Origin of the sequence: Sphingobium indicum B90A (genome assembly GCF_000264945.2) — a bacterium.
Lineage (GTDB): Bacteria > Pseudomonadota > Alphaproteobacteria > Sphingomonadales > Sphingomonadaceae > Sphingobium > Sphingobium indicum.
Genome location: NZ_CP013070.1, coordinates 3,226,315 through 3,240,000 on the forward strand (window position 1 = coordinate 3,226,315; position 13,686 = coordinate 3,240,000).

Genomic DNA, 13,686 nt, shown 5'->3' on the forward strand with positions numbered 1-13,686 from the left:
GCCCAAGCGCGTAAGGCCGCCCCTTCGCCCTCCCCTTACAGGAATCGACCGATCCCATGCTCAGCCTAGAAGAAGCCCAGTCCCGCGCGCAGGATCTGGTGGCGGCGGCGCGCCGGGCGGGGGCGGATGCGGCCGACGCCGTCTATGCCTGCAACGCGTCGACCAACGTGTCGGTGCGGCTGGGCGCGCTGGAGGATGTGGAGCGGTCGGAGGGCGAGGAGATCGGCCTGCGCGTGTTCATCGGCCGCCGGTCCGCCAGCATTTCGGCGTCGGACATGAATCCCGCGACATTGGCGACTTTGGTCGACCGCTGCATCGCCATGGCGGGGCAGGCGCCCGAAGACCCCTATGCGGGCCTTGCCCCCGAAGACCGGCTGCTCAGGAAAAAGCTGCCCGCGCTTGACCTGGCCGATCCGTTCGAGCCGGAACCCGCGCAGCTCAGGGAGCGCGCCATGATCGCGGAGGAGGCGGCGCGTGCGGTGCCGGGCGTCACCAACAGCGAGGGGGGCGGCGCGGCGACGGGGCGGAGCCAGATGGCGCTCGCCACCAGCCACGGCTTCGCCGGGGCCTATGCCGGGACCAGCCATTCGACCTGGGCCAGCGTGCTGGCCGGAACCGGCGCCGATATGCAGCGCGACCATGCCAGCCACAGCGTCCGCCATATCGTCGATCTGGACGATGCCGACGCGGTCGGCACCCGCGCCGGGCGACGGGCCGTGGCCCGCTTGAACCCGGTGAAGGTCGGCAGCGGCGTAATGCCGGTCATCTTCGATCCGCGCATCGGCTCCAGCCTGGTCGGCCATCTGATCGGCGGCATGGTGGGTCCAGCGATTGCGCGGCGGTCGAGCTTCCTGCTGGAATCGCTGGGCGAGGCGCTGTTCGATTCGGGCGTGACCATCATCGACGATCCGCTGCGCCTGCGCGGCCTGCGTTCGCGCCCCTTCGACGGCGAGGGCCTCCCCGTGGAACGGCGCGCCCTGATCGACCGGGGCGTGCTGACCGGCTGGCTGCTGGACAGCGCCTCGGCGCGGCAATTGGGCTTGCAGCCGACCGGCCATGCCAGCCGGGGCGGCAGCGGCGCGCCCGGCGCGGGCGTCACCAACGTGCATATGGAGCCGGGCAGGCAGTCGCCCGGCGAATTGATGGCCGACGTGAAGCGCGGCCTCTATGTCACCGAACTGATCGGCATGGGCGTCAACGGCGTCACCGGCGACTACAGCCGCGGGGCGGCGGGCTTCCTGATCGAGAATGGCGCGGTGGGCCGGGCGGTGTCGGAAATCACCATCGCCGGCAATCTGAAGGACATGTTCCGCGCGCTGGCGCCGGCCAACGACCTCGCCTTCCGCTATGGCATGAACGTGCCGACGATCCGCATCGACGGGATGACCGTTGCCGGCGGCTGACATCTCCCTGCGCGATGTCGTGACGGCCGCGTCGGATGCCGCGGACCGGGCCTTGACGCTCTGGGCTGGCGGCCAGACCCGTGTGCGCCAGTGGGAAAAGGTGCCCGGCCATCCGGTGTGCGAGGCCGATCTGGAACTGGACGCGATGCTGCGCGAGCGGCTCTATGCCATCGATCCTTCGGCCGGATGGCTGTCGGAGGAGACGGCCGACACCGTGCACCGGCTGGACCTGCCCCGCGTCTGGGTGGTCGATCCCATCGACGGCACGCGGGACTATCTGCGCGGGCGGCCAGGCTGGGCGGTTTCGGTAGCGCTGGTGGAGCATGGCGAGGCGCGCTTCGGCATATTGGCGGCGCCCGCCCGGAACGAGCTGTGGATCGCGCAGGCGGGCGCGGGGGCGACCCGCAACGGGCGGACCTTGCGGGCCGGATCGCGTTCCATCCTGCGCGGTTCGCGGGTGCCAGCCGACCAGCTTCCCCGCCATGACCGCGATCTCGTCACCGTGGACAAGCCCAACAGCATCGCGCTGCGCATGGCGATGGTCGCGGCGGACGAGGCCGATCTGGTCGCCACGGTGCGCTGGGGCAATGAATGGGATGTCGCCGCCGCCGCGCTGATCGCGCAGGAGGCCGGCGCCATCGTCACCGATGCGCTCAGCAACCCCTTTTCCTTCAACCGGCCGCAGCCGACCGCCTTCGGCTTGCTGTGCGCGGCGCCGGGGATTCACGCGGCGGCCGCGGAACGCCTGGCGCCGCGGGCGCGGAAGATATTGGGGCGGGGGTAAGGGCGGCGGGCGGCCCTATCCGGAAACCCGCCCTTGCCGCATCAAAGCAGGGCGTTCACCTGCTCCACGAAGCGCAGCACGGAAATCGGCTTCGACACATAGGCCTGCGCGCCAGCCTCCCGAATGCGCTCCTCATCGCCATGGCCGGCATAGGCGGTGACCGCCATGATCGGCACGGACGACAATTGCGCGTCCCGTTTCAGCGAAATGATGAGGTCCAGCCCGCTGACATGCGGCAGGTGGATGTCGGTGATCACCAGGTCCGGATGGAACTCCCGCGCCTGGGCCAGCAGGTCGCGCCCGTCGCGCAGCGGCAGCACATCGTGCCCGTGCGCGCGCAGCAGGTCGCAAAAAAGTTTGAGATTGAGTTCGTTGTCCTCGACAACGAGCACGCGCTTTGCCACCAGTCACCCGCGTTTGGAGAAATCCGCCAACATAATGGAAGTGCGTCCCCCTAAGCCCGCCCTTCGTTGAGATCAATCATGCGTCCCGACATTAACCATGGCAAGCAGCATAGTCGAAGCGAGACCCGAGAGCCATCCGTGCTGGCCCTGATGGCGCTGGCCTGGACGCTGGCGGACGACCGCCGCGCCGACCGGCTGCTGGCGCTGACCGGGCTGGACGCAGATGCGCTGAGGGCGGGGGTGGCCGATCCGGCGATATTGGGCGCGGTGCTGGGCTTCCTGGCCGATCATGAGCCGGACCTGATCGCCTGCGCGGAAAGCATCGGCAGCAGCCCGGAAGCGCTGATAACGGCAAAGGAGCGTCTTGCCGCATGAACCGTCCCCTGATCATCACCGATTGCGACGAGGTGCTGCTGCACATGGTCGTTCCCTTTCGCGAATGGCTGGACGAGAGCCATGACATCCATTTCGACATGCACGACCGCGGCTTCGGCGAGGCGCTGCGCCACAAGGACAGCGGGCAGCCGGTGGAGCGGGCGCTGGTCTGGGAACTGCTGCTGGGCTTTTTCGAGACGCAGATGCACCGCCAGACGCCGATCGCCGGAGCGGTGGAGGCCATGGGACGCCTTGGCCGGATCGCGGACATCGTCGTCCTGACCAACATCACCGAACGGCATCATCTCCAGCGCATCGAACAACTCGCCGCCCACGGGCTCGACCTGCCGGTGCACTGGAACCAGGGAGGCAAGGGCGAACCGCTGGCCGCCATCCTGGCGGAGCGCCAGCCCGGCGTCGCCCTGTTCATCGACGATCTGGCGCAGCATCATGCATCCGTGGCGGACCATGCGCCCGGCGTCTGGCGCCTGCACATGGTGGGCGAGCCGCAGATCGCCGCCAGCGTCCCCGTCGCGCCGCTGGCCCATGCCCGGATCGACGACTGGGCCGCCGCCGAAGCCTGGATCGCGGCCCGGCTGGCCGAAGGGCCGGCGCCTGAAACCCCGGCGCCCCAGGGCAGCCCGACCATCCAAGGAGCATCCGCATGAGCATCGAAGCCCGCCTGACCGAACTGGGCATCGCCCTTCCCGCCGCCGCCGCGCCGGTCGCCGCCTATGTCGCGGCGGTGGAGGCGAACGGCCTGCTGCATATCTCCGGCCAGATCTCGCTGTCCGACGGCCAGTTGATGACCGGCCGCCTGGGCGAGGACCGCGACCTGGACTATGGCGTCAAGGCGGCGCGCGCCTGCGGCCTGAACCTGATCGCCCAGATGAAGGCGGCGCTGGGCAGCCTGGACCGGGTCGAGCGGATCGTGAAGCTGGGCGCCTTCATCAGCAGCACGCCCGAATTCACCGACCAGCCCAAGGTCGCCAATGGCGCGTCCGAACTGATGGTCGATGTCTTTGGCGAGGCGGGCAAGCATGCCCGCAGCGCCGTGGGGGTTCCGGTGCTGCCGCTGGGCGCGGCGGTAGAGATCGACGCGATCGTCCTTGTCCGCCCGGCCTGACGCCCTCCCCTTCCTGACCGAACGCCCCTTCGCCCATCGCGGGCTGCACGGGGGCCGGATCAGCGAAAACGGCATGGCGGCCTTCGCGGCCGCCGTCGCCGCCGGTTTCGGCATCGAATGCGACGTGCGCCTGAGCCGCGACGGCGTCGCCATCGTCTTCCACGACGCCGCGCTGCGCCGCATGACGGGCGAAAATGGGTCCGTGCAGGACCATGATGCCGGGGCGATAGACCGGCTGATGCTGCCCGACGGCGGCGGCGTTCCCCGTCTTCGCGCCCTGCTGGACCTGTGCGGGACGGATATCCCGCTGCTTGTCGAGATCAAGGTGGACGGGCGGCATGTCCAGCCGATCTGCATGGCGGTCGCCGAGGATCTGGCGCGGCGGCCCAAGACGCCGGCAGCCGTCATGTCGTTCAATCCCGCGGCGATGCGCTGGTTCAGGCGCCGCCGGCCCAATGTGGCGCGCGGGCTGGTGATCAGCGAACAGGGGAAGCGGGGCTGGCGCGGCAGGATCGGGCGCGCTCTTGCACTTTGGGCGGCGAAACCCGATTTTATCGCCTGTGACATTCGCGACCTGCCTTCTTCCCTGTCCGCCCGCGCCCGCCGGAGGGGCCTGCCCGTGCTGACATGGACGGTGCGCGGCGAGGAGGAGCGCGCCCGCGCCGCGCTGCACGCCGACCAGATCATCTTCGAGCGGTCGCATGACTGAGTGCGTGGCGCGCCTGGCCCAAGGCGTGGCCGAACTGCCGCGGGACCAGTGGGACGCCTGCGCGGGGGACGCCAATCCTTTCATGAGCTGGGATTTCCTGACCGCGCTGGAACGGTCCGGCAGCGTCGGCGGCCATAGCGGCTGGCAACCCCTGCCGCTGGTGATCGACGGGCCGGACGGGCGGATCGCCGCTGCCGCGCCGCTTTACGGCAAGACCCACAGCCAGGGCGAATATGTGTTCGACCATGGCTGGGCCGACGCCTGGGAACGGGCGGGCGGGCAATATTATCCGAAGATCCAGATCGCCTCCCCCTTTTCGCCGGTGCCGGGGCCGCGCTTGCTGCTGCGCGACGAAGCCCTGGCCCCGGCGCTGATCGCGGGGATGGAGGCGGTGGTGGAGCAGAACGGGCTGTCATCCGCCCATGCGACCTTCGTCGCGCCGGAGCAGGTGCCGCTGTTCGAGGCGGCGGGCTGGCTGATCCGGGAGGACAGCCAGTTCCACTGGACCAATCGCGGCTATCGCGATTTCAGCGATTTCCTGGCCGACCTGTCGAGCGCAAAGCGCAAGAATATCCGCAAGGAACGCGAACGGGCGGTCGAGGGGCTGGAGATCGTCCACCTGACCGGCGCGGCGCTGACCGAGGCGCATTGGGATATTTTCTGGACCTTCTACCAGGATACCGGGGCGCGCAAATGGGGCCGGCCCTATCTGACCCGCGCCTTCTTCTCCCTGCTGGGGGAGAGCATGGCCGACCGGGTGCTGCTGGTGCTGGCGCTGCGGCAGGGGCAGCCGATCGCGGGCGCGCTCAACCTGATCGGCGCGGATACGCTGTACGGCCGCTATTGGGGCTGCACCGAGGACGTGCCCAACCTGCATTTCGAGCTATGCTATTATCAGGCGATTGACATCGCCATCGCCCGCGGGCTGAAACGAGTGGAGGCCGGCGCGCAGGGCGGCCACAAGCTGGCGCGCGGCTATGCGCCGGAGCCGACCTTCTCGGCCCATTTCATCCCCAATGACAGCTTCCGCCGCGCCGTGGCCGATTTCCTGGCGGCAGAGCGACAGGGCGTGCAGCGCGACCGGATCTGGCTGACCGAAAGGACGCCCTTTCGAAAGGGCGAGGCGCGGCCGGACTAAGGTTGCGCCCCTCCAGACGGGTTTCGATCGCGTGGAAATCGCTCTGTTCAGGCGGCGCGCAATTGCGTCGCGGCCATCAGCGCGCGCGCCTGCCGCTGCGCCTCGGCGATTTCGCGCGCCGACATTTCCCCGGCCACTTCCGCGCGCATCGTCTGCCCTTCCTCGCTGCCCTTGAGCGCGGCGAGATTGAACCATTTATGCGCCTCGATCAGGTCGACGGGCAGACCGCCCGTGCCGCAGCTATAGGCGACGCCCAGATCGAAACAGGCCTCTGCGGTTCCGCCCGCCGCTCCCGCGAACCGGCTTTCCATCAGAAACTGCGCGCTCTTCAGTCCATTGGCCATAACCGAATCCCCCTCATGGATTTCGACTTGATGGTTTTCGACGATCGGCAGGCTGCACCGGCACCGGATAAAAAATGGTTAACGCGGCGGATACCATGTGTACGCGGGGCGGTCCGACCGCGGATCGAATGCGCCGGTTCCTCGTCTCGCCGCGTTTCCGGTCCGACAGACGATTCCTTCATCCGCAAAACGCCCTAAGGGGGTGGCGCGGCCGTTGGATTATCCGCATAGCGACCGGCATGACCGAACATCCCGACACCGCCGCAGCACAGCCGAAAAGGGACATGGCATTCCGCGAATTCGTGATGCTGTGCGCCTGCCTGATGGCGATGAACGCGCTGTCGATCGATCCCATGCTGCCTGCCTTGCCCGACATCGGCCGGGATCTTTCGGTGCCGCATCCCAATGACCGGCAATTGATCATCAGCGTCTACTTCCTGGGACTGGGCGTCGGATCGCTGCTGTTCGGCGTGCTTTCGGACCGCTATGGGCGGAAACGGGTGCTGGGCGGCGCGATGGCGCTGTTCATCCTTTCCTCCATCGCCTGCGCGGGCGCGCACAGCTTTGCCATGATGCTGGCCGCCCGGGCCTGCGCCGGCTTCTTCGCGGGCGCCAGCCGGGTGATCACCGTCGGCATCGTCCGCGATCGGTTCCGGGGCGACGCGATGGCCCGGGTGATGTCGCTGATCTTCGCCGTGTTCATGCTGATCCCGGTCATGGCGCCGACTTTCGGCCAGGCGATCCTGTGGATCGCGCCCTGGCGATGGATATTCTGGGCGCTGGCGATCCTGGCGACGCTGATCCTGCTGTGGATGGGGATGAGGCTGCCGGAAACGCTGCTGCCCGAAAATCGCCTGCGGATGAGCGCGGGGACGATCTTCCGCACGGTCGGCACCATCGTCCGCACGCGCACGTCCATCGGCTATATGCTGGCGAGCGGCGTCGTGATGAGCGGCCTGATCGGCTTCATCCTGTCGGTGCAGCAGATCTTCTTCGACATATTCGGGGCGCAGGGGATTTTTCCCTTCGCCTTCGCGGCCATCGCCGGCAGCATGGGTGTCGGAAGCCTGCTCAACAGCCGGCTCGTCTCCCGCTTCGGCGCCCGGCGGCTGAGCCAGACGGCGCTGCTGTGCCTGGTATCGATCAATGTCGTGCATCTGGCGGTGATCCTGGCGGGGCATGAAACCATCGTCAGCTTCATGATCCTGCAGGCGGCGACGATGATGACCATCGCCTTCACCGCGTCGAATTTCAGCGCGATTTCGATGGAGCCCTTCGCGAAAGGCGCCGGCGTCGCATCCTCCTTCCAGGCCTTTCTGACCACGGCGGTGTCGAGCGCGCTGGGCAGCCTGGTCGGCCAGGCCTTCAACGGGACGACGCTGCCGCTGACATTGGGGCTGGCTGTGTTCGGCTCGATCTCCTTCCTGATCGTCGCCTGGGCGGAACGGGGCAATTTGTTCACGCGCCCCCATCATGGCGCGCTGCGCGATCCGGAATTCGAGCCGCTGCACTGAAAAGGGGGCGGTGTGGCCGCCCCCTTCGTCGATCAGGCGTCCCGTCCGCCCGGCGTATGCGCACCCGGCATCGGCGGCACGGGCTGGGGCGGAATGCCGGCATCCTGTTCATGGGTTTCGACCAGTCCGCGCCCCACATGGCTCTTGCGATAGCCGTAGATGAAATAGAGCACGAGGCCGATTCCGCCCCAGATCGGCAGGACGAGCTGGGCATCGAACGGCAGGTTGAAGAAGAGGAAGACGCAGCCGAAGGCCGCCATGGGCGCGATCACCCACACCAGGGGGGTGCGGAACGGACGGGCGCGGCCCGGTTCCTTCACGCGCAACACCAGCACGGCGATGGACACCATGAAGAAGGCGAACAGCGTGCCGGAATTGGAGATGTCCGCAAGCTGGCCCACGGGCAGCAGAGCGGCGCCGATGGCGACGAAGACGCCCGTCACCATGGTGACGACATGGGGCGTCTTGAAACGGGGATGGATGCTGGCGAGCTTTTCGGGCAGCAGGCCATCGCGCGCCATCACGAAGAAGATGCGGGTCTGGCCGAACATCATCATCAGGATGACCGACGGCAGCGCCAGGTTCGCGGCAAGGCCCAGGGCATTGCCCACGACCGTCCAGTTGATCTCGCGCAGCACATGGGCAAGCGCTTCGTTGGAGCAGACGAGATCCCGGGCATGGGCGGCGGTCGCGCAGGCGGCGGCGAAGCCCTGCGATCCGGGCGCGACGACAGAACCGTCGGGGCCAAGCACCGGCTGCGCGCCGATCGCGCCGATCGCGCCGCCCGCCACCAGCAGGTAGAAGACGGTGCAGAGCGCCAGGCTGCCGATCAGGCCGATGGGCACGTTGCGCTGCGGGTTCTTGGTTTCCTCCGCCGCGGTCGACACGGCGTCGAAGCCGACATAGGCGAAGAAGATCGAGGCGGCGGCGCCGACGATGCCCATGCCGCTGGCGCCTTCCGGCCCGAACCAGCCATTGGGCGCGAAGGGCGAGAAATTGCCGGTGTCGAGCACGGGGAGGGTCAGAAGGATGAAGGCGGTGAGCGCTGTCACCTTGATGGCGACGAGCACGGCGTTGACGCGGGCGCTTTCCGTGGTGCCGATCACCAGCAGGGCGGTGACCGCCAGGGCGATAACGATGGCGGGAATGTTGATGAGGCCATGGGTGATGTCAGCATGCGGGACCAGGCCGTTCATCGTCCACACCGGCCCCGCCGAAAGCGCCTGCGGCAGCTCAAGCCCGGTTATGCTTTTGAGCAATCCCATGAAATAGCCTGACCAGCCGACCGAAACGGCGCTGGCCGCGACCGCATATTCCAGGATGAGCGCCCATCCCACCATCCAGGCGAGCAATTCGCCGACCACCGCATAGGTATAGGTATAGGCGGAACCCGATACGGGCACCATCGACGCGATCTCGGAATAGCAGAGCGCGGCGAAGGCGCAGACGGCCCCCGCGATCACGAAGCTCCACATCATGCCCGGTCCGGCCTTTTGCGCGGCGGCGGCGGTCAGGACGAAGATGCCGGTGCCAATGATCGCGCCGACACCCAATAGCGTCAGTTGAACCGGCCCCAGGGTACGGACGAGAGATTTCTTCTCGGCCGTGGCCAATATGGCGTCCAATGGCTTTATGCGCCCGAAGATCATGGTGGAGCCCTTTATCTTTGAAGTCTTTTGCCCGAGGCGACCGTTGCGGCCGCTCCCCTTTTATGATGAAACGGAGACTATCGCCTAATCCGCAGCGCGCAAGTATGTTGCGCATTCAGGACATGGTCCAAAAGCGGTTCCCATGACGATGTTGAGGAGCGAAGCGTGGTTGAATTGCTGCGGGCGGCAGGTTTCGGGGATGTCCTGCACGGGTTTGCGGGACGGCGCGGCGGCGTTTCAACCGGGGTTCATGCGGGCCTGAACGTCGGGCTAGGGTCGGAGGATGGGCGGGACGCGGTTCTGCGCAACCGGGATCTGGCGCGCGACGCCTTGCTCCCCGGCGCGACGCTGGTGACGGTGCATCAGGTGCACTCGCCCGATGCGGTCACGGTCACGGCGCCCATCGCCGCCGACGAACGGCCGGCGGCAGACGCCATGGTGACGAATCGCTCTGGACTGATTTTGGGAATACTCACCGCCGATTGCGTGCCTGTGCTGTTTGCCGATGCTTCGGCCGGCGTCATCGGTGCGGCGCATGCGGGGTGGAAAGGCGCCCTGGGCGGAGTCACGGACCGGACGATCGGCGCGATGGAGGCGCTGGGCGCTGCGCGCGACCGGATCGCCTGCGCGATCGGGCCGTGCATCGGGCGTTCCTCCTATGAGGTGACGCTGGATTTCGCGGAACGCTTCGCGGCGGCGGATGCGGAGAATGATCGCTTCTTCTCGGCAGGACGGGAAGGGCATTGCCAATTCGACATTGCCGCCTATGTGGCTGCGCGGCTCGCGGGCGCGGGGATCAGCCAGATCGAACTGCTGGATGAAGATACCTATAGCCAGCCGGATCGCTTTTACAGCTATCGGCGCTCCTGCCATCGGGGGGAAGCCGATTATGGCCGGCAGATTTCGATGATCGCTTTGCGGGATTAGGAAGCGGCGCAAGCCGTCGTCATGTTACGGCGGAGCCATATTGAAGCGGGTGTTGATCTGATTGATCAGATCATCGCTCCAATTTCTTTGTTTTCCGCGATTTCCTAGCCAGCGATCCGTTTCGATCGCTTGGAAAGCCCTCCATGGGAAGGATATGGCGCTGATCCGCATGCAGCGAGAAACGATCCTGCTCATCGTCGATCCGAAGGACCGGCGTGATGCGATGCTTTCTGCCTGGGCAGGTTCTGAAGCTTTGTGAAGTGAATTGCGGCCTCTGGTTGCGGGAGTAGGATTTGAACCTACGACCTTCAGGTTATGAGCCTGACGAGCTACCGGGCTGCTCCATCCCGCGACACTAGAGATCGCTGCGGAGGCCGCATTTATTGCGAATGGGTTTAATGGAGCGCGAGCTATAATGCCTGGCGACGACCTACTCTTCCGGGGCTTGAGCCACAGTACCATTGGCGCAGACTGGTTTCACGTCCGAGTTCGGGAAGGGATCGGGTGGGTCACAGACGCTATGGTCACCAAGCAATAGAGCTTGCGCTTCGGGTTTTAATCGGTGCCGTGCACTTGAGATATGATGTCTGGCATGAGGGTGATCACCACATCTTTGACGCTGGTTTGTTCCAGTGTTGTCATTGATGGTGGGACTCGCTTCTTTGAAGAAGCATTCAAGCGCGAACAGAGCAATTAGGACCGGTTAGCTCCATGCGTTACCGCACTTCCACATCCGGCCTATCAAGGTCGTGGTCTACGACCGCTCGAAGAAATCTTATCTTGAGGGAGGCTTCCCGCTTAGATGCTTTCAGCGGTTATCCCGTCCATGCATAGCTACCCTGCTGCGCCCTTGGCAGGACGACAGGTACACCAGAGGCATGTTCAACCCGGTCCTCTCGTACTAGGGTCAACTCCTCTCAAATTTCGACGCCCACGGCAGATAGGGACCAAACTGTCTCGCGACGTTCTGAACCCAGCTCACGTACCACTTTAATTGGCGAACAGCCAAACCCTTGGGACCTGCTCCAGCCCCAGGATGTGATGAGCCGACATCGAGGTGCCAAACGATTCCGTCGATATGAGCTCTTGGGAATCATCAGCCTGTTATCCCCGGCGTACCTTTTATCCGTTGAGCGATGGCCCTTCCACGAGGGACCACCGGATCACTATGACCGACTTTCGTCTCTGCTCGACTTGTCAGTCTCGCAGTCAGGCGGGCTTATGCCATTGCACTCTAACAGACGGTTTCCAACCGTCCTGAGCCCACCATCGCGCGCCTCCGTTACTCTTTAGGAGGCGACCGCCCCAGTCAAACTACCCGCCACAGAGGGTCCCTGCACCGGATGACGGTGCGAGGTTAGACATCAGAAAACAACAGGGTGGTATTTCACCTATGGCTCCACCGGAACTGGCGTCCCGGCTTCAAAGCCTCCCACCTATGCTACACAGTTCTTTCCTAATGCCACTCTGAAGCTGCAGTAAAGGTGCACGGGGTCTTTCCGTCTAACCGCGGGTACTCCGCATCTTCACGGAGAATTCAATTTCGCTGAGCATATCCTGGAGACAGTGGGGAAGTCGTTACGCCATTCGTGCAGGTCGGAACTTACCCGACAAGGAATTTCGCTACCTTAGGACCGTTATAGTTACGGCCGCCGTTTACCTGGGCTTCAATTCAGAGCTTGCACTCCTCCTCTTAACCTTCAGGCACCGGGCAGGCGTCAGGCCCTATACGTCGTCTTGAAGCCGACTTAGCAGAGCCCTGTGTTTTTGCTAAACAGTCGCTACCCCCTGGCCTGTGCCCCCCATCAGAGCTTGCGCTTAGATGGGGCCTCCTTCTTCCGAAGGTACGGAGGCAATTTGCCGAGTTCCTTCAGGATACTTCTCTCAAACGCCTTGGTATACTCTACCATTCCACCTGTGTCGGTTTAGGGTACGGTCTATACGGAGGGGCTATTTCCTGGGACAGTTTCCCTGCCTGGACCAATCCAATAAGGCCAGACAAGTTGCACCATCCGTCACACACCTCCAGGCCCACGAATATTAACGTGGTTCCCATCGACTACCCCCTTCGGGCTCGTCTTAGGGGCCGGCTTACCCTGCTCAGATTAGCTTTAAGCAGGAACCCTTGGAATTTCGGCGAGAGGGCATCTCACCCTCTTAATCGCTACTCATGTCTGCATTCGCACTTCCGATACCTCCACGGTCGGTTACCCTTCCGCTTCAACGGCCTACGGAACGCTCCGCTACCGCTCAGCACAAAGTGCTGAACCCTAAGCTTCGGTGCACGTCTTGAGCCCCGTTACATCTTCGCCGCAGGATCTCTTGTTTAGACCAGTGAGCTGTTACGCTTTCTTTAAAGGATGGCTGCTTCTAAGCCAACCTCCTGGTTGTTTTGGAAATCCCACATGCTTTCCCACTTAGACGTGACTTGGGGACCTTAGCTGTAGGTTAGGGCTGTTTCCCTTTTGACGACGGACCTTAGCACCCGCCGTCTGTCTGCCGGACTAGACTCGTTGGTATTCGGAGTTTGGTTAGTATTGGTAGATCTCGCGACCCCCGCAACCATCCAGTGCTCTACCCCCAACGGCAATCATCCGACGCTCTACCTCAATAGATTTCGCGGAGAACCAGCTATTTCCCGGCTTGATTGGCCTTTCACCCCTAAACACAACTCATCCGATAATTTTTCAACATTAAACGGTTCGGCCCTCCAGTGCGTGTTACCGCACCTTCAGCCTGGTCATGCCTAGATCGCCGGGTTTCGGGTCTAATGCATCGAACTCAAACGCCCTGTTCAGACTCGCTTTCGCTGCGCCTACACCTAACGGCTTAAGCTTGCTCGATACACTAAGTCACAGACCCATTATGCAAGAGGTACGCTGTCAGGCTTCAAGAGCCCTCCAACTGCTTGTAGGCATCCGGTTTCAGGTACTGTTTCACTCCCCTCATCGGGGTGCTTTTCACCTTTCCCTCACGGTACTGGTTCGCTATCGGTCATGTACGAGTATTTAGGCTTGGAGGGTGGTCCCCCCATGTTCAGACAGAGTTTCACGTGCTCCGCCCTACTCAAGTCCTGATATTGCGCTTTCGCATACGGGGCTGTCACCCGCTATGGCCACACTTTCCAGAGTGTTCTGCTAACTAAATATCAGGCGCTGGCCTGGTCCGCGTTCGCTCGCCACTACTAACGGAATCTCGGTTGATGTCTTTTCCTCCGGGTACTGAGATGTTTCAGTTCTCCGGGTTCGCTTCACCAAAGCCTATTTTATTCAGCTTAGTGATACCTCTCCCATTTAACGCTGTTCCTGGTTCC

Annotated in this window: 12 protein-coding genes, 1 tRNA gene and 2 rRNA genes (1 of these 15 only partly in view); 9 read left to right on the forward strand and 6 right to left on the reverse strand. The window is 64.2% G+C overall.

All coding sequences use genetic code 11. The annotated features are described in order from the left end of the window. Nucleotides 1-56: 56 nt before the first annotated feature. On the forward strand, nt 57-1,403 hold the full coding sequence (locus tag SIDU_RS15635; protein WP_007687382.1) for a TldD/PmbA family protein: 1,347 nt from the start codon (nt 57-59) through the stop codon (nt 1,401-1,403). Then, entirely contained in the window at nt 1,390-2,187 is a 798-nt protein-coding gene (locus tag SIDU_RS15640; protein WP_007687384.1) for an inositol monophosphatase family protein, read from the forward strand. The genes SIDU_RS15635 and SIDU_RS15640 overlap by 14 nt, the downstream gene beginning before the upstream one ends. 41 nt (nt 2,188-2,228) lie before the next feature. Here the strand turns inward: SIDU_RS15640 and SIDU_RS15645 are convergent, their stop codons facing one another. After that, complete coding sequence (locus tag SIDU_RS15645) at nt 2,229-2,591, reverse strand: response regulator (protein ID WP_021223630.1); 363 nt, start codon at nt 2,589-2,591, stop codon at nt 2,229-2,231. Nucleotides 2,592-2,669: 78 nt separating this feature from the next. Here SIDU_RS15645 and SIDU_RS15650 point away from each other — a divergent pair, with 78 nt between their 5' ends. The 5 genes from SIDU_RS15650 to SIDU_RS15670 are packed head-to-tail and all read left to right on the forward strand — an operon-like array spanning nt 2,670 to nt 5,939. Next, nucleotides 2,670-2,966, forward strand: coding sequence for a DUF3572 domain-containing protein (locus SIDU_RS15650; RefSeq protein ID WP_025771103.1), 297 nt, complete (start codon nt 2,670-2,672; stop codon nt 2,964-2,966). Beyond that, entirely contained in the window at nt 2,963-3,634 is a 672-nt protein-coding gene (locus SIDU_RS15655; RefSeq protein ID WP_007687389.1) for a hypothetical protein, read from the forward strand. Before SIDU_RS15650 ends, SIDU_RS15655 begins: the two co-directional genes overlap by 4 nt. After that, on the forward strand, nt 3,631-4,092 hold the full coding sequence (locus SIDU_RS15660; RefSeq protein WP_007687391.1) for a RidA family protein: 462 nt from the start codon (nt 3,631-3,633) through the stop codon (nt 4,090-4,092). Before SIDU_RS15655 ends, SIDU_RS15660 begins: the two co-directional genes overlap by 4 nt. After that, nucleotides 4,076-4,801: a glycerophosphodiester phosphodiesterase family protein gene (locus tag SIDU_RS15665; RefSeq protein ID WP_007687393.1), complete on the forward strand. Its 726-nt coding sequence runs from the start codon at nt 4,076-4,078 to the stop codon at nt 4,799-4,801. Before SIDU_RS15660 ends, SIDU_RS15665 begins: the two co-directional genes overlap by 17 nt. Then, nucleotides 4,794-5,939 (forward strand): GNAT family N-acetyltransferase, encoded by a 1,146-nt coding sequence (locus tag SIDU_RS15670; RefSeq protein WP_039980246.1) that lies wholly within the window; start codon nt 4,794-4,796, stop codon nt 5,937-5,939. Before SIDU_RS15665 ends, SIDU_RS15670 begins: the two co-directional genes overlap by 8 nt. Nucleotides 5,940-5,986: 47 nt before the next feature. Here the strand turns inward: SIDU_RS15670 and SIDU_RS15675 are convergent, their stop codons facing one another. Then, nucleotides 5,987-6,283 (reverse strand): SEL1-like repeat protein, encoded by a 297-nt coding sequence (locus tag SIDU_RS15675; RefSeq protein ID WP_007687397.1) that lies wholly within the window; start codon nt 6,281-6,283, stop codon nt 5,987-5,989. A 239-nt stretch (nt 6,284-6,522) separates the two neighbouring features. Here SIDU_RS15675 and SIDU_RS15680 point away from each other — a divergent pair, with 239 nt between their 5' ends. Then, nucleotides 6,523-7,797, forward strand: coding sequence for a multidrug effflux MFS transporter (locus SIDU_RS15680; protein ID WP_007687405.1), 1,275 nt, complete (start codon nt 6,523-6,525; stop codon nt 7,795-7,797). Nucleotides 7,798-7,829: 32 nt separating this feature from the next. Here SIDU_RS15680 and SIDU_RS15685 read toward each other — a convergent pair whose 3' ends face one another. Then, entirely contained in the window at nt 7,830-9,446 is a 1,617-nt protein-coding gene (locus SIDU_RS15685) for an amino acid permease (protein WP_007687406.1), read from the reverse strand. 165 nt (nt 9,447-9,611) lie between these two features. On the opposite strand from SIDU_RS15685, the gene pgeF reads away from it, so the two are divergent. Next, nucleotides 9,612-10,373: a peptidoglycan editing factor PgeF gene (gene pgeF, locus SIDU_RS15690; protein ID WP_007687408.1), complete on the forward strand. Its 762-nt coding sequence runs from the start codon at nt 9,612-9,614 to the stop codon at nt 10,371-10,373. Nucleotides 10,374-10,648: 275 nt separating this feature from the next. Here pgeF and SIDU_RS15695 read toward each other — a convergent pair. The 3 genes from SIDU_RS15695 to SIDU_RS15705 form a co-directional block, all read right to left on the reverse strand. After that, nucleotides 10,649-10,725, reverse strand: a tRNA-Met gene (locus SIDU_RS15695). A 65-nt stretch (nt 10,726-10,790) separates the two neighbouring features. Continuing rightward, a 5S ribosomal RNA gene (gene rrf / locus SIDU_RS15700) occupies nt 10,791-10,905 on the reverse strand. Nucleotides 10,906-11,046: 141 nt separating this feature from the next. After that, nucleotides 11,047-13,686 (reverse strand): 23S ribosomal RNA (locus SIDU_RS15705); it runs 156 nt beyond the window's last position.

Bases quoted from the DNA above. Each gene is read 5' to 3' on its own strand.
- SIDU_RS15680 (WP_007687405.1), top strand. From the start codon at position 6,523: ATGACCGAACATCCCGACACCGCCGCAGCACAGCCGAAAAGGGACATG.
- SIDU_RS15675 (WP_007687397.1), bottom strand. From the start codon at position 6,283: ATGGCCAATGGACTGAAGAGCGCGCAGTTTCTGATGGAAAGCCGGTTC.
- SIDU_RS15660 (WP_007687391.1), top strand. From the start codon at position 3,631: ATGAGCATCGAAGCCCGCCTGACCGAACTGGGCATCGCCCTTCCCGCC.
- SIDU_RS15650 (WP_025771103.1), top strand. From the start codon at position 2,670: ATGCGTCCCGACATTAACCATGGCAAGCAGCATAGTCGAAGCGAGACC.
- SIDU_RS15655 (WP_007687389.1), top strand. From the start codon at position 2,963: ATGAACCGTCCCCTGATCATCACCGATTGCGACGAGGTGCTGCTGCAC.
- SIDU_RS15635 (WP_007687382.1), top strand. From the start codon at position 57: ATGCTCAGCCTAGAAGAAGCCCAGTCCCGCGCGCAGGATCTGGTGGCG.
- SIDU_RS15685 (WP_007687406.1), bottom strand. From the start codon at position 9,446: ATGATCTTCGGGCGCATAAAGCCATTGGACGCCATATTGGCCACGGCC.
- SIDU_RS15670 (WP_039980246.1), top strand. From the start codon at position 4,794: ATGACTGAGTGCGTGGCGCGCCTGGCCCAAGGCGTGGCCGAACTGCCG.